The sequence below is a fragment of the Streptomyces sp. SudanB182_2057 genome (assembly GCF_964272715.1).
Taxonomy (GTDB): domain Bacteria; phylum Actinomycetota; class Actinomycetes; order Streptomycetales; family Streptomycetaceae; genus Streptomyces; species Streptomyces rubradiris.
The window spans coordinates 2,111,362-2,134,045 of record NZ_OZ186798.1 but is presented as its reverse complement, the minus strand read 5'-3'; the positions used below and the strand labels follow the sequence as shown (position 1 = coordinate 2,134,045).

18 protein-coding genes are annotated in these 22,684 nt (G+C 73.7%); 6 read left to right on the top strand and 12 right to left on the bottom strand.

What is annotated here, in order from left to right; all coding sequences use genetic code 11:
• Positions 1-111 precede the first annotated feature (111 nt).
• Together ACSURM_RS09015 and ACSURM_RS09010 are read left to right on the top strand one after the other, a co-directional pair.
• On the top strand, positions 112-1,623 hold the full coding sequence (locus ACSURM_RS09015; protein ID WP_436954484.1) for an amino acid permease: 1,512 nt from the start codon (positions 112-114) through the stop codon (positions 1,621-1,623).
• Between the two features lie 72 nt (positions 1,624-1,695).
• The gene (locus ACSURM_RS09010) at positions 1,696-3,171 is read left to right on the top strand and encodes a glycosyltransferase family 39 protein (protein WP_436954483.1); all 1,476 of its coding nucleotides are present in this window, start codon (positions 1,696-1,698) and stop codon (positions 3,169-3,171) included.
• A 266-nt stretch (positions 3,172-3,437) separates the two neighbouring features.
• Here the strand turns inward: ACSURM_RS09010 and ACSURM_RS09005 are convergent, their stop codons facing one another.
• On the bottom strand, positions 3,438-3,830 hold the full coding sequence (locus tag ACSURM_RS09005) for an NTP pyrophosphohydrolase (RefSeq protein ID WP_436954482.1): 393 nt from the start codon (positions 3,828-3,830) through the stop codon (positions 3,438-3,440).
• A 72-nt stretch (positions 3,831-3,902) separates the two neighbouring features.
• On the opposite strand from ACSURM_RS09005, the gene ACSURM_RS09000 reads away from it, so the two are divergent.
• Positions 3,903-4,919 (top strand): hypothetical protein, encoded by a 1,017-nt coding sequence (locus ACSURM_RS09000; RefSeq protein WP_436954481.1) that lies wholly within the window; start codon positions 3,903-3,905, stop codon positions 4,917-4,919.
• Between the two features lie 52 nt (positions 4,920-4,971).
• On the opposite strand, the gene ACSURM_RS08995 is transcribed toward ACSURM_RS09000, so the two are convergent.
• From ACSURM_RS08995 to ACSURM_RS08960, 8 genes are all read right to left on the bottom strand, one after another.
• Positions 4,972-7,101: a 3-hydroxyacyl-CoA dehydrogenase NAD-binding domain-containing protein gene (locus ACSURM_RS08995; RefSeq protein WP_436954480.1), complete on the bottom strand. Its 2,130-nt coding sequence runs from the start codon at positions 7,099-7,101 to the stop codon at positions 4,972-4,974.
• Positions 7,098-8,315: a thiolase family protein gene (locus ACSURM_RS08990; protein WP_436954479.1), complete on the bottom strand. Its 1,218-nt coding sequence runs from the start codon at positions 8,313-8,315 to the stop codon at positions 7,098-7,100. The genes ACSURM_RS08995 and ACSURM_RS08990 overlap by 4 nt, the downstream gene beginning before the upstream one ends.
• 116 nt (positions 8,316-8,431) lie before the next feature.
• Entirely contained in the window at positions 8,432-10,051 is a 1,620-nt protein-coding gene (locus tag ACSURM_RS08985) for an MFS transporter (RefSeq protein ID WP_436954477.1), read from the bottom strand.
• Positions 10,048-10,806, bottom strand: a complete 759-nt coding sequence (locus ACSURM_RS08980; RefSeq protein ID WP_436954475.1) for an SDR family NAD(P)-dependent oxidoreductase — start codon at positions 10,804-10,806, stop codon at positions 10,048-10,050. Before ACSURM_RS08980 ends, ACSURM_RS08985 begins: the two co-directional genes overlap by 4 nt.
• Positions 10,807-10,935: 129 nt before the next feature.
• Positions 10,936-11,823: a helix-turn-helix transcriptional regulator gene (locus tag ACSURM_RS08975; protein ID WP_436954473.1), complete on the bottom strand. Its 888-nt coding sequence runs from the start codon at positions 11,821-11,823 to the stop codon at positions 10,936-10,938.
• Between the two features lie 3 nt (positions 11,824-11,826).
• The gene (locus tag ACSURM_RS08970; protein WP_436954471.1) at positions 11,827-13,113 is read right to left on the bottom strand and encodes a ribonuclease D; all 1,287 of its coding nucleotides are present in this window, start codon (positions 13,111-13,113) and stop codon (positions 11,827-11,829) included.
• A 146-nt stretch (positions 13,114-13,259) separates the two neighbouring features.
• Positions 13,260-13,919, bottom strand: coding sequence for a response regulator transcription factor (locus ACSURM_RS08965; protein ID WP_030777669.1), 660 nt, complete (start codon positions 13,917-13,919; stop codon positions 13,260-13,262).
• A gap of 478 nt (positions 13,920-14,397) precedes the next feature.
• Positions 14,398-15,069, bottom strand: coding sequence for a DUF3000 domain-containing protein (locus tag ACSURM_RS08960; protein WP_381556467.1), 672 nt, complete (start codon positions 15,067-15,069; stop codon positions 14,398-14,400).
• Positions 15,070-15,155: 86 nt separating this feature from the next.
• Between ACSURM_RS08960 and hemE the strand changes: the two genes are divergently transcribed.
• A complete protein-coding gene (hemE, locus tag ACSURM_RS08955) occupies positions 15,156-16,223 on the top strand; it encodes a uroporphyrinogen decarboxylase (RefSeq protein WP_436954468.1) in 1,068 nt (355 codons plus the stop codon).
• A 1-nt stretch (position 16,224) separates the two neighbouring features.
• Here hemE and ACSURM_RS08950 read toward each other — a convergent pair whose 3' ends face one another.
• Positions 16,225-17,049, bottom strand: coding sequence for a rhomboid family intramembrane serine protease (locus tag ACSURM_RS08950; protein WP_436954467.1), 825 nt, complete (start codon positions 17,047-17,049; stop codon positions 16,225-16,227).
• A gap of 70 nt (positions 17,050-17,119) precedes the next feature.
• The gene (locus ACSURM_RS08945) at positions 17,120-18,505 is read right to left on the bottom strand and encodes an FAD-dependent oxidoreductase (protein WP_436954465.1); all 1,386 of its coding nucleotides are present in this window, start codon (positions 18,503-18,505) and stop codon (positions 17,120-17,122) included.
• Positions 18,506-18,609: 104 nt separating this feature from the next.
• Between ACSURM_RS08945 and hemG the strand changes: the two genes are divergently transcribed.
• A complete protein-coding gene (gene hemG, locus ACSURM_RS08940) occupies positions 18,610-20,061 on the top strand; it encodes a protoporphyrinogen oxidase (protein WP_436954463.1) in 1,452 nt (483 codons plus the stop codon).
• Between the two features lie 5 nt (positions 20,062-20,066).
• A complete protein-coding gene (gene hemQ, locus ACSURM_RS08935) occupies positions 20,067-20,798 on the top strand; it encodes a hydrogen peroxide-dependent heme synthase (RefSeq protein ID WP_359041956.1) in 732 nt (243 codons plus the stop codon).
• 81 nt (positions 20,799-20,879) lie between these two features.
• Here the strand turns inward: hemQ and ACSURM_RS08930 are convergent, their stop codons facing one another.
• Entirely contained in the window at positions 20,880-22,550 is a 1,671-nt protein-coding gene (locus ACSURM_RS08930; RefSeq protein WP_436954461.1) for an alpha/beta hydrolase, read from the bottom strand.
• Between the last annotated feature and the right edge of the window lie 134 nt (positions 22,551-22,684).

Sequence of the window (22,684 nt, the reverse complement as noted above, 5' to 3'; positions counted from 1 at the left end):
CTTCCCCGGTGGCGGAACCGGCCTGTTTGCGTGAACCTGCCTGTGCCGGGGCAAACCGCACCACCGGCCCTCTCGATCATGTCGAGGCCGGCAAGCGTGGGAGGTGGGTTCGTGAGCAGCACGCTGTTCCGGACGAAGAACGTCGAGCAGTCCATCCAGGACACCGAGGAACCCGAGCACGCGCTCAAGAAGTCACTGTCCGCGCTCGACCTGACCGTCTTCGGCGTCGGCGTCATCATCGGCACCGGCATCTTCGTCCTCACCGGCACGGCGGCGAAGAACACCGCCGGCCCCGCGGTCTCGCTGTCCTTCGTCATCGCCGGCGCCGTCTGCGCGCTCGCCGCCCTCTGCTACGCCGAGTTCGCCTCCACGGTCCCGGTCGCGGGCTCCGCCTACACCTTCTCCTACGCCTCGCTCGGCGAACTCCCCGCCTGGATCATCGGCTGGGACCTGGTCCTGGAGCTGGCGCTCGGCACGGCGGTGGTCGCGGTCGGCTGGTCCGGCTACATCCACTCGCTGCTCGACAACTGGGGCTGGCACCTGCCCGAGGCGCTCGGCGGGCGGGACGGCGCCACCGGGTTCGGCTTCGACATCCTCGCCGCCGCCCTCGTCCTGCTGCTCACCGCCGTCCTCGTCGTCGGCATGAAGGTGTCCGCGCGGGTCACCTCGGTGGTCGTCGGGGTCAAGGTGGCCGTCGTCCTCATCGTGATCGTCGCGGGCGCCTTCTTCGTCAAGGGCGCCAACTACGACCCGTTCATCCCCGCGGAACAGCCCGCCGTGGCCGGTGGCAGCCTCAAGGCCCCCCTGGTCCAGCTGATCTTCGGGTGGGCCCCCTCGCACTTCGGGGTCATGGGCATCTTCACCGCCGCCTCCGTGGTCTTCTTCGCCTTCATCGGCTTCGACGTCGTCGCCACCGCGGCCGAGGAGACCCGCAATCCGCAGCGCGACGTGCCGCGCGGCATCCTGGGCTCCCTGGTCATCTGCACCGCCCTGTACGTCGCCGTCTCGATCGTCGTCACCGGCATGCAGAAGTACAGCGCGCTGTCCGTGGAGGCGCCCCTCGCCGACGCGTTCAAGGCCACCGGGCACCCCTGGTACGCGGGCCTGATCAGCTTCGGCGCCGCGGTCGGCCTGACCACCGTGTGCATGATCCTGCTGCTCGGCCAGTCCCGGGTGTTCTTCGCGATGAGCCGCGACGGGCTGCTGCCCCGGTTCTTCTCCCAGACCCACCCGAAGTACCGCACCCCCTACCGGTCGACCATCCTGCTCGGCGTCGTCATCGCGGTCGTGGCGGGCTTCACCAGTCTGAGCGAACTGGCCGAGCTGGTGAACATCGGCACCCTCTTCGCCTTCGCCATCGTGGCGTTCAGCGTCATCATCCTGCGCCGCACCCGCCCCGACCTGCCCCGGGCCTTCCGCACCCCGCTGGTCCCGCTGGTCCCGGCGCTGTCGGTGCTCGCCTCGCTGTGGCTGATGCTCAACCTGCCCGCGGAGACCTGGCTGCGGTTCGCGGTCTGGATGCTGATCGGTTTCATCGTCTACTTCCTCTACGGCCGCTCGCACAGCCGGCTCGCCCCGCGCGGGCACCCCCCGGCCGGCGAGCCCCCGCGCCCGCCCGCCTGACCGCCCGGCGACACTCCCGGCCCCGTACGTCCTCCGGCACCCGGCGCCAGGGATCCGGATAGCGTGCTGCCCATGCTCGCCGCCCCACTCGCCCCCGCCCGGACCGGCATCACCCGGACGGCGTACTGGACGCGGCTGCTGCCCCTGCTGGCCGCGCTGGCCTGCGTCACCCGCGTCCCCTCCTTCGTCCGCCCGCTGTGGAACCCCGACGAGGGCTACCTCGCCGTCGAAGCCCGGCTGCTCGCCCAGGGCGGGCAGCTCTACGACACGGTGGTGGACCGCAAACCGCCGCTGCTGCCCTGGCTGTACGAGGCCGCGTTCGCGCTGTGCGGCTCCGGCTCCCTGACCCCGCTGCGGATCCTCGCCGTCCTCGCCCAGCTGCTCACCGCCGTGCTGCTGGCCTCCCTGGCCCGCCGCCACTGGGGCGACAAGGCGGGCGGCACCGCCGGGGTGCTGTATCTGCTGGTGTCGGTGGGGCTCAACCCGGAGGACGCCCAGGCCGCCGGCTTCGAGGTGTTCATGCTGCCCTGGACGGCCGCCGCCGTGTGGTGCGCGGACCGGGGGCGCTGGGGCGCGGCCGGCACCGCCGTCGCCGCCGCGTTCCTGACCAAGCAGACCGGCGGTGCCGTCCTGCTGCCGGTGCTCTGGCTGCTCCACCGGCGCGGCGCCGTCCGGGCGGGCCTGCCCCGGCTCGCGGCCGGGTGTGCCGCCCCCGTGCTCGGCGCGGCGCTGCTGACGGACCCGGGCGGCTTCGTGTTCTGGACGGTGACCGGCTCCGCCGCCTACGCCACCGTCTCCGGCTCCGTGACCCACGTCCTCGGCCGCGCCCTGGCCAATACCGCGCTCGTCGCGGCGGCTTCGGCGGGGCTGCTGGCGCCGATCGGGCGGGCCCTGCGCGGCGCCCGCGCCCGGAGGTTCGAGCCGTGGCCCTGGCTGTGGCTGTGGCTCGCCTCCTCGGCCGTCGCCGTGACCCTCGGCTGCCACTTCTTCGGCCACTACTACCTGCAACTCCTCCCGCCGCTCGCCCTGCTGGCCACCGCCGCGCTGCACACCCGGCCGGGGCAGCGGTGCCTGGCCGCCGTCCTCACCTCCTGCTGCGCCTGCGCCCTCTTCGTCGGCTGGGGCCTCGTCGCCCCGCGCCCCGAACTCGCGCACGCCGAGCGGCTGGCGGCGGCCCTCACCCACCGCACGGCACCCGGCGACCGGATCCTGGTGTGGGGGATACACCCCGAGACGTACTGGCTGGCCGGCCGCACCCCCGCCACCCGCTACCTCACCGCGGGGCTGCTCACCAACTACAGCGGCGGCCGGGACGGCTCCCGGGTCGGCGAGGCGTACGCCGTGCCCGGCGCCTGGCCCGTCTTCCGCCGCGAGCTGGCCGCGCACGCCCCCGCCCTGATCGCCGACGACTCCCGCGGCAAGCCGTACGCCCCCACCCGCCTGCCCACCCTGCGCCGCCTGCTCGCGCGCCACTACACGGAGGTCGCCCGCGTGGACGGCGCCGTCCTGTACGCCCGCGCGACGACCCGGCCGGGCGCACGCTTGTAGCGGGCACACGGCGTGGCGCAGGGCGGGCCGGCTCCCGGTGTGCGGCCCCCGCCGGCCGTCGGGGCGGGCTGCGGGCCCCGTCGGCCGTGACTCGCGCCGGCGCGGGGCTCCGGCGGGCACCGGGCGTGGGGCGTGGCGGGGTGGCACTCGGAGACCGGCCCCGCGGAGCGTCGTGGCGGTTGCGGCTCCTGGTACGCGGCTCCCGCCGGCGCGGGGCCCGGTGGCAGTGCATCCCGGCGGCGGGCCGGGGCCGCCGCCGGTGCGGCTCAGCCCAGGACCGTACGCGGGCCCGCCACCCGCGCGCCCAGTTCCGTCACCCGGCGGCGCAGTTCGCGGTCGGCGGTCACCACCAGGCGGGGGCGGCCGGGGCTGGCGGCGGCCAGTTGCACGATGTGGTCGTCCCCGCTGCCCGGCGCCGATTCCACCCGCACGCCCGGCACCGAGGCCACGCCCCGGGCCGCGCCCTCGACCACGAGCACGATCTCCACCGGCCCCGGGTGCCCGGGCAGGCCCTCGCCCGCCAGCCGGTCCCGCAGCCGCTCGGCCGCCCCCCTGCGGTCCTTCCACCAGCCGTCGGGCCGCGACCCGACGACGTTCGCGCCGTCCACGATGACGAGCGGCGGGGCGGGGGAGGGCGGGGTGTCGAGGGGACCGGTCATACCGCAAGGGTCCCATGGGCCGAGCCGGGGGCCGTGCCCCGTGACCGGCGCGGGGCGGCTTAAAGTGAACCGGTGAACGGCGACTGGCTCCTTCGCGGCCGAGACGGCCGGCTCAGTGTGTACCAGCTGTCGGGCGACACCGTCCTGTGCCGGGCGGAGCGCGGCCCCGGCGGCCCCTGGTCCGCCGCCCGCAGGATGGGCGGCGACCAGAAACTGCACCCCGTCCTGGCGATCGGTCAGGGCGCCGACCGCTATGCCCACCTGGTCTCCTGGCGGCCCACCGTCAAGGGCGAATCCGGACTGGTGCACTCCACCCACTTCCGCCCGCACCTGGCCGCCCTGGACTGGCAGCCGATCGGCCACCCGGACAGGACCGGCGAGCGCACCGGCACCCCCGCGGTCACGGTCGACGCGCAGGGCCGCGCCCATGTGTTCGTCCGGAACAAGGGAGGCGGCGTGAGCATGCTCGGCCAGAAGGAGAAGGGCGGCTGGGGCCCCTGGCGGGACCTCAAGGGCAGCGAGGTGCACGACCAGTTGGCCGCCGTCACCACGGCGTCCGGCACGGTGGAGCTGTACGCGGCCGTCCCGCAGGGCCTGCTGTACTGGCATCAGGAGTCGCCGGGCGCCGTGCCCGTGCTCCAGGAGACCCTCACCACCCCGGTCCGTCCGGGCACCCTGCGCGCCCTGGTCACCTCCCCGGACAGCACGACGGTCTTCTACACCGACGCCGACGACACCCTGTGCGCCTGGCGGCCCGGCGGCAAGCCGGCCACGCTGCTGCCCGCGGCGGGCCCCGGCCCGGTCTCGGCGGTCCGCTGCGAGCTGGACGGGTACGACTGCACGCTGCTGGCCCAGCGGACGGCGAGCCGCCGGGTCGCCTTCGCCGCCTATCCGACCGAGCAGGAGTCGGCGGGCGCCTGGTGGACCGAGTCGGGCCCCGAACTGCCGCTGGACGCGCTGGTGTCCCTCGCCACGGACGAGACCGGCCGGGTGGTGGCGGCCACGCTGTCCCCCTCGACGGGACAGCTCCTGCTGACCCGCCGCAAGGACGAACCGGGACTGGCCCTGGAGGCGTGGCGGCAGCCCTGAGCACGCGGAAGGGCCCCCGCCGGAGCGGGGGCCCTTCACACGTCGTACGGGGTTACGCCGGGACGCTCGCCACGCCCGGGGCCAGGAACTTCTTGCCGTTCACGCGCTCGGAGACGCCCTCGCGGTCCAGGTACGGCGTGATGCCGCCCAGATGGAAGGGCCAGCCGGCGCCCGTGATCAGGCACAGGTCGATGTCCTGGGCCTCGGCGACGACGCCCTCGTCGAGCATGAGCCCGATCTCCTGCGCCACCGCGTCCAGCACCCGCGCCCGCACCTGCTCCTCGGTGAGGACCGTGTCGCCCTGCTTGAGCAGCGCGGCGACCTCCGGGTCCAGCTCCGGCTTGCCGCTGTCGTAGACGTAGAAGCCGCGCTTGCCGGCCTCGACGACCGCCTTGAGGTTCGGGGAGACCTTGAAGCGGTCCGGGAACGCGCCGTGCAGCGTCTCGGAGACGTGCAGGCCGATCGCGGGGCCGACCAGCTCCAGCAGCACCAGCGGGGACATCGGCAGACCGAGCGGCTCGACGGCCTTCTCGGCGACCTCGACCGGGGTGCCCTCGTCGATGACGTTCTGGATCTCGCCCATGAAGCGGGTCAGGATGCGGTTCACGACGAACGCCGGGGCGTCCTTGACCAGCACCGCGGTCTTCTTCAGCTTCTTGGCGACGGCGAACGCGGTCGCCAGGGAGGCGTCGTCGGTCTGCTCGCCGCGGACGATCTCCAGCAGCGGCAGGATCGCGACCGGGTTGAAGAAGTGGAAGCCGACGACCCGCTCGGGGTGCTTCAGCTTCGACGCCATCTCCGTCACGGACAGCGAGGAGGTGTTGGTGGCGAGGATCGCGTGCGCCGGGGCGACCGCCTCGACCTCCGCGAACACCTGCTGCTTGACACCGATCTCCTCGAACACGGCTTCGATGACGAAGTCCGCGTCCGCGAAGCCCTCCGCCTTGTCCAGGACACCGGTGACCAGCGCCTTGAGGCGGTTGGCCTTGTCCTGGTTGACGCGGCCCTTGCCGAGCAGCTTGTCGATCTCGGCGTGGACGTAAGCAACACCCTTGTCGACGCGCTCCTGGTCGATGTCGGTCAGCACGACCGGCACCTCCAGGCGGCGCAGGAACAGCAGGGCGAGCTGGGAGGCCATCAGACCGGCGCCGACGACACCGACCTTGGTGACCGGGCGGGCCAGGTTCTTGTCCGGGGCGCCGGCGGGACGCTTGCCGCGCTTCTGGACGAGGTTGAACGCGTAGATGCCGGCGCGCAGTTCACCGCCCATGATCAGGTCGGCGAGGGCCTGGTCCTCGGCGTCGAAGCCCTGCTGGAGGTCGCCGTTCTTGGCGGCGGCGATGATGTCCAGCGCGCGGTAGGCGGCCGGGGCCGCGCCGTGCACCTTGCCGTCGGCGACGAACCGGCCCTTGGCGACGGCCTGGTCCCAGGCCTCACCGCGGTCGATGGCCGGGCGCTCCACGGTGATGTCGCCCTTGAGGACCTGGGCCGTCCAGATCAGGGACTGCTCCAGGAAGTCGGCGCCCTCGAAGATCGCGTCGGCGATCCCGAGGTCGAAGACCTGCTGGCCCTTGAGCTGCTTGTTCTGGTTCAGCGAGTTCTCGATGATGACCGAGACGGCCTTCTCGGCGCCGATCAGGTTGGGCAGCAGGGTGCAGCCGCCCCAGCCGGGGACCAGGCCGAGGAAGACCTCGGGCAGCGAGAACGCCGGGATCGCCTTGGAGACGGTCCGGTAGGAGCAGTGCAGACCGACCTCGACGCCGCCGCCCATGGCCGCGCCGTTGTAGTACGCGAAGGTCGGCACGGCCAGCTTCGACAGCCGCTTGAAGACCTCGTGGCCGCCCTTGCCGATGGCGAGCGCGTGCTCGTGCTCCTTCAGCAGCTCGACGCCCTTGAGGTCGGCGCCGACGGCGAAGATGAACGGCTTGCCGGTGATGCCGACACCGACGATCGCGCCTTCGGCCGCCTCCTTCTCGACCTGGTCGACGGCGGTGTTCAGGTTCGCCAGCGAGGCCGGGCCGAAGGTGGTCGGCTTGGTGTGGTCCAGGCCGTTGTCCAGCGTGATCAGCGCGAACCGGCCCGCGCCGAAGGGCAGGTCGAAGTGGCGTACGTGCGCGCTGGTGACGACCTCGTCGGGGAACAGGTCCGAGGCCTGCTTCAGAAGCTCGGCGGTGGTGCTCACTTGTCCCCCTCGAAGTGCGGGTTCTCCCAGATGACCGTCGCGCCCATGCCGAAGCCGACGCACATGGTGGTCAGGCCGTAGCGGACGTGCGGCTGGTCCTCGAACTGGCGGGCCAGCTGCGTCATCAGCCGGACGCCGGAGGAGGCCAGCGGGTGGCCGAAGGCGATGGCGCCGCCGTACTGGTTGACGCGCGCGTCGTCGTCGGCGATGCCGTAGTGCTCCAGGAAGGCCAGCACCTGGACGGCGAAGGCCTCGTTGATCTCGAACAGGCCGATGTCGGAGATGGACAGGCCCGCCTTGGCGAGGGCCTTCTCCGTGGCCGGGATCGGGCCGTAGCCCATGACCTCCGGCTCGACGCCCGCGAAGGCGTACGACACCAGGCGCATCTTGACCGGCAGGCCGTTCTCGCGGGCGAAGTCCTCGCTCGCGATGACCGACGCGGTGGCGCCGTCGTTCAGGCCGGCCGCGTTGCCCGCGGTGACCCGGCCGTGCACGCGGAACGGAGTCTTCAGGTTCGCCAGGTTCTCCAGCGTGGTGCCCGGGCGCATCGGCTCGTCGGCGGTGACCAGGCCCCAGCCGGTCTCGCCGCCCTCCGGGTTGGTGCGGCGCACCGAGATCGGCACCAGGTCGGCCTGGATCTTGCCGTCGGCGTACGCCTTGGCGGCCTTCTCCTGCGAGCGCACCGCGTATTCGTCGGCGCGCAGCTTGGTGATCGTCGGGTACCGGTCGTGCAGGTTCTCGGCGGTCATGCCCATGAAGAGGGCGGACTCGTCGACCAGCTTCTCGGAGACGAACCGCGGGTTGGGGTCGACGCCCTCGCCCATCGGGTGCCGGCCCATGTGCTCGACACCGCCGGCGATGACGGCGTCGTAGGCACCGAACGCGATCGAACCGGCGGTGGTGGTCACGGCGGTCAGCGCGCCGGCGCACATGCGGTCGATCGAGTAGCCGGGCACGGACTGCGGCAGGCCCGCGAGGATGCCGGCCGTGCGGCCGAGGGTCAGGCCCTGGTCGCCGATCTGCGTGGTCGCGGCGATGGCGACCTCGTCGATCTTCTTCGGGTCCAGGCCGGGGTTGCGGCGCAGCAGCTCCCGGATCGCCTTCACGACGAGGTCGTCGGCGCGGGTCTCGTGGTAGATGCCCTTCGGGCCCGCCTTGCCGAACGGGGTGCGGACGCCGTCGACGAAGACGACGTCCCTGACGGTACGAGGCACGATGGCTCTCCTCCAGATGCGGGATGGCACTGCTGCGTTGCGCTGAGCGCGCGCTCAGCCCCATGCTACTTATGGGTAACGTAGCTGCACAGCCCTGTACGGGGGAGCGGTGAACGTCACACCTTCGGGTGAGCCGTCGAACCCCGTTCGCGTCCGCCCAGCAGGAGGAAGATGGCGACCGACAGCACCGCGCACCCGGCGGCGCTCGTCCACAGCACGGTCTGCCAGGCGTCGGTGAGGCCGTGGGTCACCAGGGAGGTGAAACCGGGCCGCGCGGGGGCGGGCAGCTCGGCGAGCGGCCCGGCCAGATCCCCGGCGTTGACGCTGTTGGCGAGGGCGCCCGAGCCGCCGTCGTACGACGGGAACTCCTTCAGCCCCGCGTCGAAGGGCTTTCGTACGAGGTTGACGAGGGCGGCGCTCGCGGCGGCGATCGCCAGGGCCTCGCTGCCGAGCCGCAGGGTGTTGAGGAAGCCCGCGGCCGTGCCGGTGGTCTCGGGCGCCACCACGTCCAGGACCGCCCCGTCCACCAGCCCGAAGTTCAGGCCCAGCCCGACCCCCAGGGTGATCAGGGGGCCGGCCGGCGAGCCGGGCGTCAGCCCCGGTTCGAGCGCGGAGGCGAGCCACCCCACCCCCGCGGTCAGACACAGCAGGCTCAGCCCGAACACGCCCCGGAGCGTCAGCCCGCGCCGCAGCAGCCAGGTCGCCGGCAGCGGGCCCACCAGGATCGGCAGCGTCATCAGCAGCATGACCCCGCCCGCCGCACGACTGGAGTAACCGCCCGCCACCACGAGGTAGTTGGGCAGCAGGGGCAGCAGGATCACGAACGACAAGGTGGCCACGACGGGGATCAGGCACAGGGCCACGAACCGGCCGTTGCGCAGCAGACGCAAGTCCAGCATCGGCTGCCGGACCCGCGACTCCACCAGCGCGAAGGCCGCGAGCAGCACCACCGATCCGGCCAGCAGACCCAGCACTTCGCCGCTGCCCCAGCCCCGTTGCGGCCCCTCCACCGTGCCGAGTATCAGAAGGAACAACCCGCCGGAGAAGGTGGCGGTACCCGGCCAGTCGACCCCGGCCGGGCGAGGACCGTCCGCCCGGCCCGCCCGGCCCGGACGGCGGCCCCGGACGGCGTGGCCGCCCGTGTCACCCCGGGGCAGGAGGGGCACCGTGCACCACACCAGGGCCATGAGCACCGCGTGCAGCCCGAAGAAGGCGCGCCAGCCGAGGGTGTCGGTCACCGCCCCGGCCACCATCGCACCGAGCGCCAGCCCGGCGCCCGTCGTGACGCCGACCGCCCCGAACGCACGGCCGCGTGCCCGGCCGTCGAACGTCTCGCCGATCAGGGAACTGCCACTGGTCAGCAGCGCGGCCGCGCCGACCCCGGCCAGGGCACGCGCCAGGTCGAGCACCAGGATGCCGGGTGCCGCGGCACTCACCGCGGACGCCACCGTGAAGAGGGCGGCACCCCCGCCGAACACCCTCCGCCTGCCCCAGCGGTCGGCCAGCGACCCGCAGGCCAGCAGGAAGCCGGCGAAGGTGAGGTTGTAACCGTGCACCACCCATTGCGACGCCGCGAGCGACGCGCCGCTGTCCCGCCCGATGGCCGGCAGGGCCACACCCGAGCCGGTCACCGAGGTCGGCAGCACCAGCAGGGCCAGGAGGACGGCGACCAGCACGGCCGCCGCTCCCCGTCGCGCGTCCGCCCGCCGGGGCAGAGTGTCGTGTGCCGCGCTCATACGGCCGGTACCGATCCGACGAGGCCTCCGTCGACGACCAGATCCTGACCGGTGATGTACGCGGCGTCGTCGGAGGCCAGGAAGGCGACGGCCGCCGCGACGTCGTCGGGGTGGCCGAGCGAACCCAGCGGCACCAGGGCCGAGTCGCGGGCTTCTGCGTCCGGGTGGGGGTTGGCCTGACGCCACATCGCCGTGTCGATGTAACCGGGGCTGACGGAGTTGACGCGGATCCCGCGAGCGGCCAGGTCGGAGCCCATGGTGCGGGCGAGGTTGTGCACCGCCGCCTTGCCCGCCGAGTAGACCGACGCGACGGGCAGCCCGCGATGCAGGGTCCAGGAGGCGTTGATGACGACGGCACCACCGCGCGGCATCAGCCGCAGCGCCTTCTGCACGGTGAAGAAGACGCCCTTGAAGTTGACGTCGACGGTCCGGTCGAAGTCCTCCTCGGTGATCTCCGTGGTCGGCTTGAAAACGCCGGTCCCGGCGTTGGCGAAGACCGCGTCCAGCGTGCCGCGCCAGGTCTCGATCCGGCGCATCAGCGCGTCGAGGTCGGACAGGGACGCCACGTCCGCCCGGACGGCCAGCACCCGGTCGTCCACCGCGTCGAGCCGGGCGACCGCCGCGTCCAGGCGCGCCCGGTCACGTCCGGTGATGACGACGTAGGCGCCCTCGTCCAGGAGCCGCCGCGCCGTGGCGAGGCCCATGCCGCTGGTCCCGCCGGTGATCAGAGCCGTCTTGTTCGTGAATCGCCGCATGGCAGTGATCCTCGTGCGGCGCGGACGGCCCCGGCAGTGTCGCCTGAGCCTGGGTCTGTCACCACCACTTTCGCCGCGGGCCCGCGACCGGGCGGCGCGGCGAGGGGCCGCGAAGGAGGGGCGGGGCCGCTACGAGGCGGGGACCGGTGCCCAGGCGGGCGCGGAAGGCTCGGCGTCCGCCGCCTCCAGCAGGCCGGCCAGGCGGCTCCCGGTCGGCGTCCCCTCCGCCGGGGTGTACAGCAGCAGACGCGCGCCGGGCAGATCGGAGACGGGCAGCATCGTGTAGTCGAAGGTCAGCTCGCCCGCGTCCGGGTGCCGCAGCGACTTGATTCCCTCGGTCGCGGCTCCCACCGGGTGTTCCGCCCAGACCGCGGCGAACGCGGGACTGGCGGCGCACATGTCCTGGGCCAGCCGGCCGAACTCCGGGTCGTCGGGGTAGCGCGCGGCGTCCGCGCGGAACTGGCCGACGATCTGCCGCGCCGCGTCCTCCCAGCCGCACAGCGAGGCGCGGAAGTGCGCGCTGGTGAAGAAGCTGACCAGACAGCTGTGGGCCGACTCCTCGTAGCCGAAGACCAGCCGGGCGGCCCGATTGACGGCGATCAGCTTCCAGTGCCGGTCGATGACGTACGCCGGCCGGGGCAGCCAGCCGTCGACGACCCGGCGGATCCCGGCCGGCACCGCCCGTTCGGCGGGCCTGGCCTGCGGCGGATTCAGCCCGGCCAGCAGATACAGATGCTCACGCTCGGCGGCGTCCAGGCGCAGCACACGGGCGACGGCGTCCAGCACGTCGGCCGACACATTGATGTCGCGCCCCTGTTCCAGCCACGTGTACCAGGAGACCCCCACCCCGGCGAGCACCGCGACCTCCTCGCGCCGCAGGCCCGGCGTACGGCGCCCGCTCCCGGCCGCCATCCCCACGTCCGCAGGGGTCAGGCGCGCGCGCCGCGAGCGGAGGAACGCCCGTATCTCCGCGCTGCGCCGCTCGCGGGCCTCGGCCGGCAGCTTGGAAATCTCCACGCGCTAGGCTCCCTTGGTCACCAGCGCGTCCACCAGCACCGGCGTCACCAGCTCGATCTGCCACGGACGCGCGCCGTATCCGGCCAGCGCGGCCGTCACGGAAGCGGCGTCCACCACCTTCGGCGGCTCCCAGCAGATCCTGCGCACCGTGTCCGGGGAGATCACGTTCTCCTGCGGCATGGTGAGCCGCTCGGCGAGGGAGGACACCCCGGCCCGCGCGGCGGACAGCCGGGCCGCCGCGGCCGGGTCCTTGTCGGCCCACGCCCGGGGCGGCGGCGGCCCCGCCACCGGCTGCCCCGGCTGCGGCAGCGCCGTCTCCGGCAGCGCCTTGGCGCGGTCCACCGCAGCCTGCCACTGCTCCAGCTGCCGCCGGCCCATCCGGTGCCCGAAGCCGTTCAGCGCGGCGAGGGCGTGCACATTGCCCGGCAGGGCGAGCGCGGCCTCCACGATGGCCGCGTCGCTCAGCACCTTGCCCGGCGAGACGTCCCGGCGCTGGGCGATCCGGTCCCGGGTCTGCCACAGCTCCCGGACCACGGCGAGCTGCCGGCGGCGGCGCACCTTGTGCATCCCGGACGTGCGGCGCCAGGGGTCCTTGCGGGGCTCGGGCGGCGGCGCCGTCGCGATCGCGTCGAACTCCTGGAGGGCCCACTCCAGCTTGCCCTGCCGGTCCAGCTCCTTCTCCAGGGCGTCCCGCAGGTCGACGAGCAGCTCGACGTCGAGCGCGGCGTAGCGCAGCCACGGCTCGGGCAGCGGGCGGGTCGACCAGTCGACGGCGGAGTGGCCCTTCTCCAGGACGTAGCCGAGGACGCCCTCGACCATGGCGCCGAGGCCGACCCTGGGGAAACCGGCCAGCCGCCCGGCCAGCTCGGTGTCGAACAGGCGGGCCGGGACCATGCCTATCTCGCGCAGGCAGGGCAGGTCCTGGGTGGCCGCGTGCAGCACCCACTCGGCGTCGGACAGGGCAGCGCCGAGACCGGACAGATCGGGGCAGGCGACGGGGTCGATGAGCGCGGTCCCGGCGCCCTCGCGGCGCAGCTGCACCAGGTAGGCGCGCTGGCCGTAGCGGTAGCCGGAGGCGCGCTCGGCGTCCACGGCGACCGGGCCGGAGCCGACGGCGAAGGCGGCCGTCACCCGGGCGAGGCCCGCGGCGTCGGCGATCACGGGCGGAATGCCCTCGCGCGGTTCGAGCAACGGAGTCGGCGCCCCCACAGAAGATCCGGCGTCGTCCGGAGGAGTGCCTCCGGTGGTGCGCAGGGAGCTGTCTGCTGCGGTGTCTTGGGCGTCGGTCACCTGTCAAGGGTATCCGTGCGCACACCGCGCCCGTCGACGGAACGTTCCGTCGACGGGCGCGGCAGGGTCGTAAACCGGTCAGCGGCGGGCCGCCGCCGGTTCGCCGGGGTGAACGGGAATTGCGCCGAAGGGGGCATCCGGTGGGCTCAGTGGATGATCCCGGTGCGCAGGGCGACGGCCACCATGCCGGCCCGGTCGCCGGTGCCCAGCTTGCGGGCGATGCGGGCCAGGTGGCTCTTGACGGTGAGGGCGGACAGGCCCATGGACACGCCGATCGCCTTGTTCGACTGGCCCTCCGCGACCAGCCGCAGCACCTCGACCTCGCGTCCGGACAGCTCCCGGTAGCCGCCCGGGTGGCTCGGGGCACCCGGGGGGCGGCGGTGCATACGGGCGGCGGCACCGAGGGGAGCGGCGCCGGGACGGGTGGGGAGCCCGATGTTGGTACGGGTGCCGGTGACGACGTAGCCCTTGACGCCGCCGGCCAGCGCGTTGCGGACCGCGCCGATGTCGTCGGCGGCGGAGAGTGCCAGTCCGTTGGGCCAGCCCGCGGCCCGGGTCTCGGACAGCAGGGTGAGGCCGGAGCCGTCGGGGAGGTGGACGTCGGCGACGCAGATGTCGCGCGGGTTGCCGATGCGGGGACGAGCCTCCGCGATGGACGAGGCTTCGATGACATCGCGCACGCCGAGCGCCCACAGATGGCGGGTGACGGTGGAGCGGACGCGCGGGTCGGCCACGACCACCATGGCGGTCGGCTTGTTCGGGCGGTAGGCGACCAGGCTTGCGGGTTGCTCAAGGAGAACGGACACCAGGCCTCCTGGGTGGGGGACGGGGCCGGCTTGTGGGGATGAAGCCGGGACGAACCGTGCTTTCAAGGTCACAGTCGTCTTCGGCAGCAAACTCGTCCGCCTTTAGGGAGTGATCACGATCTAGTGAGTAACAATCCGTGCGCTTCGGACACACGATCGATCAACCGAAGATCGAGTCGGTTCGAGCCAGTGCGATTCGAGTGCGGAAAGTGGCCGTATCGACAAAGAGATGGTCAATACGGCGTTTCACGACGACCCCTTGGCGGGATTGCGGAACGGCGCAGGTCTCCGGACGGGCTGCGGACGCGGATACGGATGCGGATCGGCGCAAGCCCCCGGGCAGGCCGCGCACGCGGATCGGTGCCCCTCCCCGGGCAGGCCGCGGACGCGGACCGGGGCAGGCCGCTCGGCATGTCGCGTGCGCGGATCGATCGCGGCCCCTCGGCGGAACCGCGAGATGGGCGTGGCGGGCGCCCGCTCAGCGGGACTGCGGGCCCCGGCGCTGCGGCAGCGTCACCACGGACGCGTCCCCGGGACCGGCCGGCGGCAGGCCCGCGACCTGCGCCAGCAGATCGCACCAGGAGGCCAGGTGCGCGGCGGTGTCCGGCACCCCGCCCAGGCCCTCACGAGGCGTCCACGAGGCGCGGATCTCGATCTGCGAGGCCGCGGGCCGCTCCGCCAGCCCGCCGAAATAGTGCGAACCCGCCCGCGTGATCGTGCCGCTCGGCTCGCCGTAGGCCAGCCCGCGGGCCTGGAGCGCCCCGGTCAGCCACGACCAGCACACCTCCGGCAGCAGCGGATCGGCCGCCATCTCCGGCTCCAGCTCCGCCCGCACCAGCGTCACCAGCCGGAACGTGCCCTGCCAGGCGTCATGCCCGTCCGGGTCGTGCAGCAGCACCAGACGCCCGTCGGCCAGCTCCTGCTCGCCGTCGACCACCACCGCCTCCAGCGCGTACGCGTACGGGGCGAGCCGCTGCGGGGCGGGCGTCGGCTCCACCTCGACCTGCGGCCGCGGCCGCGCCGCCCGCAGCGCGTCGACCGCGGCCCGGAACGCCGGCGGCAGCCCGCCGCCCGCCCGCGCCTGAGCGGTGTCCTCCGCGTCGTCCATTCCGTCAGCGCCGTCCGACAGTCGTCCCTGAGCCGCAGCCATGCGGGGAAGAGTAAGGGGAAGCGGGCCGTCGCGCAGGGCAAGACACCCCGCGCCACCCCTCCCCGGTGTCATGCGAGACTTGCCCCGTGACCGCGAACGACACCTCCACGGGCCAGGGGCCCGCAGCCACGTACGACAGCGCGTTCCTCAAGGCGTGCCGGCGCGAACCCGTGCCGCACACCCCCGTGTGGTTCATGCGCCAGGCCGGCCGCTCCCTGCCCGAGTACCGCAAGGTGCGCGAGGGCGTGCCCATGCTGGAGTCCTGCATGCGGCCCGAACTGGTCACCGAGATCACCCTCCAGCCGGTGCGCCGGCACGACGTGGACGCGGCGATCTACTTCAGCGACATCGTCGTCCCGCTCAAGGCCATCGGTCTCGACCTGGACATCAAGCCCGGTGTCGGCCCGGTCGTCGAGCAGCCCATCCGCACCCGCGCCGACCTGGCCCGGCTGCGCGACCTCGCCCCCGAGGACGTGCCGTACGTCACCGAGGCCATCGGCATGCTCACCCGCGAGCTGGGCGCCACCCCGCTGATCGGCTTCGCGGGCGCGCCCTTCACCCTGGCGAGCTACCTGGTCGAGGGCGGCCCCTCGCGGACGTACGAGAACGCCAAGGCGATGATGTACGGCGACCCCGAGCTGTGGGCCGACCTGCTGGACCGCCTCGCCGACATCACGGCCGCCTTCCTGAAGGTGCAGATCGAGGCCGGCGCCAGCGCCGTCCAGCTCTTCGACTCCTGGGCCGGCGCGCTGGCCCCGGCGGACTACCGGCGCTCGGTCATGCCGGCCTCCGCGAAGGTCTTCGACGCGGTCGCCGGGTACGGCGTCCCGCGCATCCACTTCGGCGTCGGCACCGGCGAGCTGCTGAAGCTCCTGGGCGAGGCCGGCGCGGACGTCGTCGGTGTCGACTGGCGCGTCCCGCTGGACGAGGCCGCCCGCCGCGTCGGCCCCGGCAAGGCCCTCCAGGGCAACCTGGACCCGACCGTGCTGTTCACCGACAAGGACACCGTCGAGGCCAAGGCCCAGGAGGTGCTCGACGCCGCCGCCGGGCTGGAGGGGCACGTCTTCAACCTCGGTCACGGCGTCATGCCGAACACCGACCCGGACGCGCTGACCCGGCTCACGGAGTACGTCCACACCGCGACCGCGCGCTGACTCACCAGGTGTGACGGGGCCGCGCCCGCCTGCCGAACAGCAGGCCGGGCGGCTCCGGCGGCGGTGGCGTGCCGGGCTTGAGCGGCCAGGCGAGCAGCATGCCCGCCACGAAGCCGACCACGTGCGCCGCGTACGCCACCGTGCCCGCGCCGGACACGCCGAGCCCGGAGGAGTACACCGCCTGGAGCCCGAACCAGAACCCGAGCACCAGCCAGGCGGGCAGCCGCAGCGGCAGGAAGACCAGGAACGGCACCAGCACCCACACCCTGGCCCGCGGATACAGCACCAGATAGGCGCCGAGCACCCCGGCGATCGCCCCGGACGCGCCGATCAGCGGGTCCGCGGAGGCGTCGTTGAGCAGCGCGAAGCCGTACCCGGCCGCGTAGCCGCACACCACGTAGAAGAGGAAGAAGCGGATGTGGCCCATCCGGTCCTCGACGTTGTTGCCGAAGATCAGCAGGAACAGCATGTTCCCCAGCAGGTGCGGCCAGCCGCCGTGCAGGAACATCGCCGTGAACACCGACAGCGGCGGCGACTTGTCGTAACCGGGCGGCGCCACCACGCAGCCCGGCCCTTGCGGGCCCAGGCCGACCTCCCCGGTCGGCACCAGCCGGGGCAGCCGATCGTGGATCAGCTCCCGGGGCACCGCCGCGTAGCGGTCCAGGAACGCCTGGAGATCGCACAGCTGCGCCAGCTTGGTGCCGCCGGTCACGGAACCGGCCATGCCGGGCATGGTGACGAACACCAGCACATTGGCGGCGATGAGCGCGTACGTCACCCAGGGGGTGCGGCGCACCGGGTTGACGTCATGGACGGGGATGACCACACACAAGTAGTGCCCGCGATCCGACCCGCCTATCAGCGCGTCCGCCGTCGGTGGAGCCCACCGCCGCGGGTCAGCCCGACCGCACCTTCGAGGCGGCCTTCCGCGCGGCCACCAGCACCGGGTCCCACACCGGTGAGAACGGCGGGGCGTACCCCAGGTCCAGGGCCGTCATCTCCTCCACGGTCATCCGCGCGGTGAGCGCCACCGCCGCGATGTCCACCCGCTTCGCCGCCCCCTCCCGGCCGACGATCTGCACGCCCAGCAGCCGTCCCGTACGGGCCTCGGCGAGCATCTTCACCGTCATGGGGGCGGCCCCCGGGTAGTAGCCGGCGCGGCTGGTCGACTCGATGGTGACCGTCTCGTACCGCAGGCCCACCCGGCGGGCGTCCTTCTCCCGCAGGCCGGTGCGGGCGATCTCCAGGTCGCACACCTTGCTCACCGCCGTGCCGACGACCCCCGGGAAGGTGGCGTAGCCGCCGCCCGCGTTGGTGCCGATGACCTGGCCGTGCTTGTTGGCGTGGGTGCCGAGCGGAACGTACTGCTGCTGCCCGGAGACCAGGTTCAGCACCTCCACGCAGTCGCCGCCCGCCCAGATGTCCTCCTGCCCGCGCACCCGCATCGCCAGATCGGTGAGCAGCCCGCCGTGGGCGCCGAGCGGCAGCCCGGCCGCCCGGGCGAGGGCGGTCTCCGGGCGGACGCCGATGCCGAGGACCACCACGTCCGCCGGGAACTCGGCGTCCCGCGTGGCCACCGCCCGCACCCGGCCGTCCCGTCCGGTGCGCACCTCGGTCACCTCGGCGTCGTCGACCATGGTGATGCCGAGGCCCTCCATGGCCCGGTGCACGAGCCGGCCCATGTCCGGATCCAGCGTCGACATCGGCTCCTGGCCCCGGTTGACGACCGTCACCTCGAAACCCCGGCGGATCAGCGCCTCGGCCATCTCGACACCGATGTAGCCGGCGCCCACGACCACGGCCCTGCGGCCCCGCGTACCGGCCAGGGTGTCCAGCAGCGCCTGGCCGTCGTCGAGCGTCTGCACCCCGTGTACCCCGGGCGCGTCCACGCCGGGCAGGTCCGGGCGGACCGGCCGGGCACCGGTGGCGATGACCAGCTTGTCGTACGACGTCCAGTACTCGGCGCCGGAATCGACGTCACGCGCGCGTACCCGCTGCCCGGCCACGTCGATCTCCGTGACCTCCGTGCGCATGCGCAGGTCGATGTCCCGCGCGCGGTGCTCCTTTGCCGTCCGGGCGATCAGCCGGTCCCGCTCCGGGACCTGACCGCCCACCCAGTACGGGATGCCGCACGCCGAGAAGGAGGTGAAGTGGCCGCGCTCGAACGCCACGATCTCCAGCTCCCCGGGGCCCCGCAGCCGCCGCGCCTGCGAGGCCGCGGACATGCCCGCGGCGTCGCCCCCGATCACGACCAGCCGTTGTCTGCCGCCAGCGATGCTCATGGGAACACGCTACGGGGCACGGCGGGTCCGGCCCCTGTCGGCCCCCGCCGGCCGGACGCCGGGCCCCGGCCGGAGTGTCAGTGGGGTCTGAGAGAGTGGGGGACATGAGCACAACGGGTAGGGGCCTGGGGCACGTCGTCGTCATCGGGGCCGGCATCGCCGGGCTGGCCGCCGCGCACCGGCTGCTGGCGCGCGGCGCGCGCGTGACGGTGCTGGAGGCCGGCGACCGGGTCGGCGGCAAGCTGCTGCCCGGCGAGATCGCCGGCGTCCGCGTCGACCTCGGTGCCGAGTCCATGCTGGCCCGCCGCCCGGAGGCGGTGACCCTCGCGCGCGAGGCGGGCCTCGGCGCGGCGCTCCAGCCGCCGGCCACCGCGACCGCCTCGATCTGGACCCGGGGCGCCCTGCGGCCCATGCCCAAGGGCCATGTGATGGGCGTGCCCGGCACCGCCGCCGCGCTCTCCGGCGTCCTCTCCGCCGAGGGCCTGGCCCGCATCGAGCGCGACGCCGACCTGCCCCGCACCGAGATCGGCGACGACGTCGCCGTCGGCGAGTACGTGGCGGCACGGCTCGGCCGCGAGGTCGTCGACCGCCTGGTGGAACCGCTGCTGGGCGGGGTGTACGCGGGCGACGCCTACCGCATCTCGATGCGCTCGGCCGTCCCGCAGCTCTTCCAGGCCGCCCGCGCCCACACCTCCCTCACCGAGGGCGTCCGCGAGATCCAGGCGAAGGCCGCCGCGAACCAGCAGTCCGGGCCGGTCTTCATGGGCATCGCCGGCGGCGTCGGGCGGCTGCCGCTCGCGGTCGCCGAGTCGGTGCGCGCCCGCGGCGGCGAGATCCTCACCAACGCCCCCGCCCACGCGCTGCGCCGGGAGCCGGACGGCTGGCGGATCACCGCGGGCGAGCGCGTGCTGCGCGCCGACGCGGTCGTGGTCGCCGTACCCGCCCCGGCCGCCGCCCGGCTGCTGCGCGCCGAGGCCCCGGGGGCCGCCGCCGAGCTGGCCGCCGTCGAGTACGCCTCCATGGCCCTGGTCACCCTCGCCTACCGGCGCGCCGACGCGCGCCTGCCCGAGGGCAGCGGCTTCCTCGTGCCGCCCGTCGACGGCCGCACCATCAAGGCGTCCACCTTCGCCTCCCGCAAGTGGGGCTGGATCGCCGAGGAGGACCCGGACGTGCTGGTCCTGCGCACCTCCGTGGGCCGGCACGGCGAGACGGAGATCCTCGGCCGGGACGACGCCGGCCTGGTGGAGGTCTCCCGGCACGACCTGCGGGAGGCCACCGGCCTGGACGCCGTCCCGCTGGAGACCAGGGTCACCCGCTGGACCGACGGCCTGCCCCAGTACCCCGTCGGGCACCACGCGCGCGTGGCCCGCGTCCGCGAGCACGTCGCCAAGCTCCCGGGGCTCGCGGTGTGCGGCGCCCAGTACGACGGCGTCGGCATCCCGGCCTGCGTCGCGAGCGCCTACGCCGCGGTGGACCAGCTGGAGGGCGACGACAGGGGCGTCCGGGACCTGGCGGCCCACCCGGTGCAGAGCCTGCACGGCGGAGCGGGAGAATAGGGACCATGAGTGACGACGCCCCCATCACCGAGTCCGGCAGGATCCCGAACAAGGGCAAGCTGGCCAAGGACCTCAACGAGGTCATCCGCTACACCCTGTGGTCGGTCTTCAAGCTGAAGGACGCCCTGCCGGAGGACCGTGCGGGTTACGCCGACGAGGTCCAGGAGCTGTTCGACCAGCTCGCCGCCAAGGACGTCACGGTCCGCGGCACCTACGACGTCTCCGGTCTGCGCGCCGACGCCGACCTCATGATCTGGTGGCACGCCGAGACCAGCGACCAGCTCCAGGAGGCGTACAACCTCTTCCGCCGCACCAAGCTGGGCCGCGCGCTGGAGCCGGTCTGGTCGAACATGGCGCTGCACCGCCCGGCCGAGTTCAACCGCTCGCACATCCCGGCCTTCCTCGCCGACGAGACGCCCCGGAACTACGTCAGCGTCTACCCGTTCGTGCGCTCCTACGACTGGTACCTGCTGCCCGACGAGGACCGCCGCCGGATGCTCGCCGACCACGGCAAGATGGCCCGCGGCTACCCGGACGTGCGCGCCAACACGGTCGCCTCGTTCTCCCTCGGCGACTACGAGTGGATCCTCGCCTTCGAGGCCGACGAGCTGTACCGCATCGTCGACCTCATGCGCCACCTGCGCGCCTCCGAGGCCCGCATGCACGTCCGGGAGGAAGTCCCCTTCTTCACGGGCCGCCGCAAGGACATCGGCGACCTGGTGGCGGGGCTGGCGTAAGCCGCCCCGAAGGGGCGCGGGGAACGGCGCGAGCAACCGGGACGTCCCGCACCCGCCCGACGGGCATGACAGGGCATCCCACTAGGCGCCCTTGCCCGGCCGGGCCTCCGGAGGCCGGCGTGGCGCGCAGGACGCGTGCCGGGCCGGCACCCGGCCCTCCAGCAGGTACGCGTACAGGTGCCCGTTGACGCAGGCGTTGGGCCCGCCCGCGATCCCGTGCGTGCCCGCGTCCCGCTCCGTCACCAGCACCGACCCGGCCAGCCGCCGGTTCATCGACAGCGCCCCCTGGTACGGCGCCGCGGCATCCCGCTCGGCCGCCAGGATCAGCACCGGCGGCAGCTCGCCCGGCCCGGTCCGCACGTCCAGCGGCTGCTGCCGGGGTGCCGGCCAGTAGGCGCACGGCAGGTTCGTCCAGGCGTTGTCCCAGGTCTCGAAGGGCGCCACCCGGGCGAGGCGGGTGTTGTCGCGGTCCCACACCGCCCAGTCCGTCGGCCAGGGGGCGTCGTTGCACTCGACGGCGGTGTACACGGCCGACGCGTTCTCCGCCCCGGCGGCCGTCTCCGGGCGCGGCGCGGCCAGCCGGACCAGCGGCCCCGGGTCGCCGTGCAGATAGGCCGACAGGGCCGCGGCCCGGCTCGGCCAGTAGTCCTCGTAGTACCCGGCGGTCAGGAACGCGTTCTGCAGCTGGCCGGGGCCCACCTTCCCGCCCGCCGCCTTCCCGGCCAGCCGCTCGCGCGCGGTGTCGTAGGCGCGCTGCACCCGCGCGGAGGTGGTGCCGAGCCGGTACACGTCGTCGTGCCGGGCGATCCAGTCCCGGAAGTCCGCCCAGCGGTCCTCGAACGCCGCCGACTGCTCCAGGTTGCTGCGGTACCAGATCTTCTCCGGGTCCGGGTCCACCGGCGCGTCCAGCACCATGCGCCGCACGTGGGAGGGGAACATCGCCGCGTACAGCGCGCCGAAGTAGGTGCCGTACGAGGCGCCCATGAAGGTCAGCCGGTCCTCGCCCAGCGCGGCCCGCAGCACGTCCAGGTCCCGGGCGTTGTTCAGCGAGGTGTAGTGGCGCAGTCGGCTCCCGGACCGCTGGGCGCAGCCGCGCGCGTACGCCCGCGCCTGTGCGACGCGCTCCCGCTTGTACGCCTCCGACGGGTGCGTCGGTGCCTCGGTGGGGGCCTTGAAGAAGCGTTTGGGGTCCTCGCAGGACAGCGGCGCCGAGCGGCCCACCCCGCGCGGGGCGTAGCCGACCAGGTCGTAGACGGCGGCGATCCGCTGCCAGCCCGGAACCGTGCCGATCAGCGGGAAGTACATGCCGGAGGCGCCGGGGCCGCCCGGGTTGAAGACCAGGGCGCCCTGCCGGGGGAGCTTGCGCTTGCTGTTGTGCGGGTCCTTCTGGGTGGCCCGGGCCCGGCTGACGGTCAGCTCGATCCGCTTGCCGTCCGGGTGGGCGTAGTCCAGCGGGACGCTCACCGTGCCGCACCGCACACCGGTGGGCGTGCCCGGCACCTCGGCCGCCGGGCACGGGCCGAAGTCGATCCCGGCCGCCTGGGCGCGGGCCGCGGCCACCGCGGTGCCGCGCGACTCGGCCGCGCCGGGGGCGGCAGGGGCATGCGGGGCGGCATGCGGGGCGTGAAGGGCATGAGGCGCCTGCGGGATCCCGGGGGTGCCGGGGGTGCCGGGGGTGCCGCCCGCCGGGGCCGCGGCCAGGGTGGTCAGCAGCAAGGACCCGGCGGCCGAGCAGAGGGCGGCAGCTTTCATCGCGTAATCCCTTCGGCGCGCGGCGGCGGTGGCACGGCTGCCACGGCCCGGCGCGAACACAAGGGATATTTGGTACGCCCGTGGGGGAAGGCAAGGACCGCCCGGCCGGTGTCGGCGTCAATGCCCCCTGTGCG

What these genes read in the sequence shown, in the direction of transcription:
- ACSURM_RS09010 (WP_436954483.1), top strand. Translation starts at nt 1,696, where the DNA reads ATGCTCGCCGCCCCACTCGCCCCCGCCCGGACCGGCATCACCCGGACG.
- ACSURM_RS09005 (WP_436954482.1), bottom strand. Translation starts at nt 3,830, where the DNA reads ATGACCGGTCCCCTCGACACCCCGCCCTCCCCCGCCCCGCCGCTCGTC.
- ACSURM_RS08985 (WP_436954477.1), bottom strand. Translation starts at nt 10,051, where the DNA reads ATGAGCGCGGCACACGACACTCTGCCCCGGCGGGCGGACGCGCGACGG.
- ACSURM_RS08980 (WP_436954475.1), bottom strand. Translation starts at nt 10,806, where the DNA reads ATGCGGCGATTCACGAACAAGACGGCTCTGATCACCGGCGGGACCAGC.
- ACSURM_RS08960 (WP_381556467.1), bottom strand. Translation starts at nt 15,069, where the DNA reads ATGGCTGCGGCTCAGGGACGACTGTCGGACGGCGCTGACGGAATGGAC.
- ACSURM_RS08945 (WP_436954465.1), bottom strand. Translation starts at nt 18,505, where the DNA reads ATGAGCATCGCTGGCGGCAGACAACGGCTGGTCGTGATCGGGGGCGAC.
- hemG (WP_436954463.1), top strand. Translation starts at nt 18,610, where the DNA reads ATGAGCACAACGGGTAGGGGCCTGGGGCACGTCGTCGTCATCGGGGCC.
- hemQ (WP_359041956.1), top strand. Translation starts at nt 20,067, where the DNA reads ATGAGTGACGACGCCCCCATCACCGAGTCCGGCAGGATCCCGAACAAG.
- ACSURM_RS08930 (WP_436954461.1), bottom strand. Translation starts at nt 22,550, where the DNA reads ATGAAAGCTGCCGCCCTCTGCTCGGCCGCCGGGTCCTTGCTGCTGACC.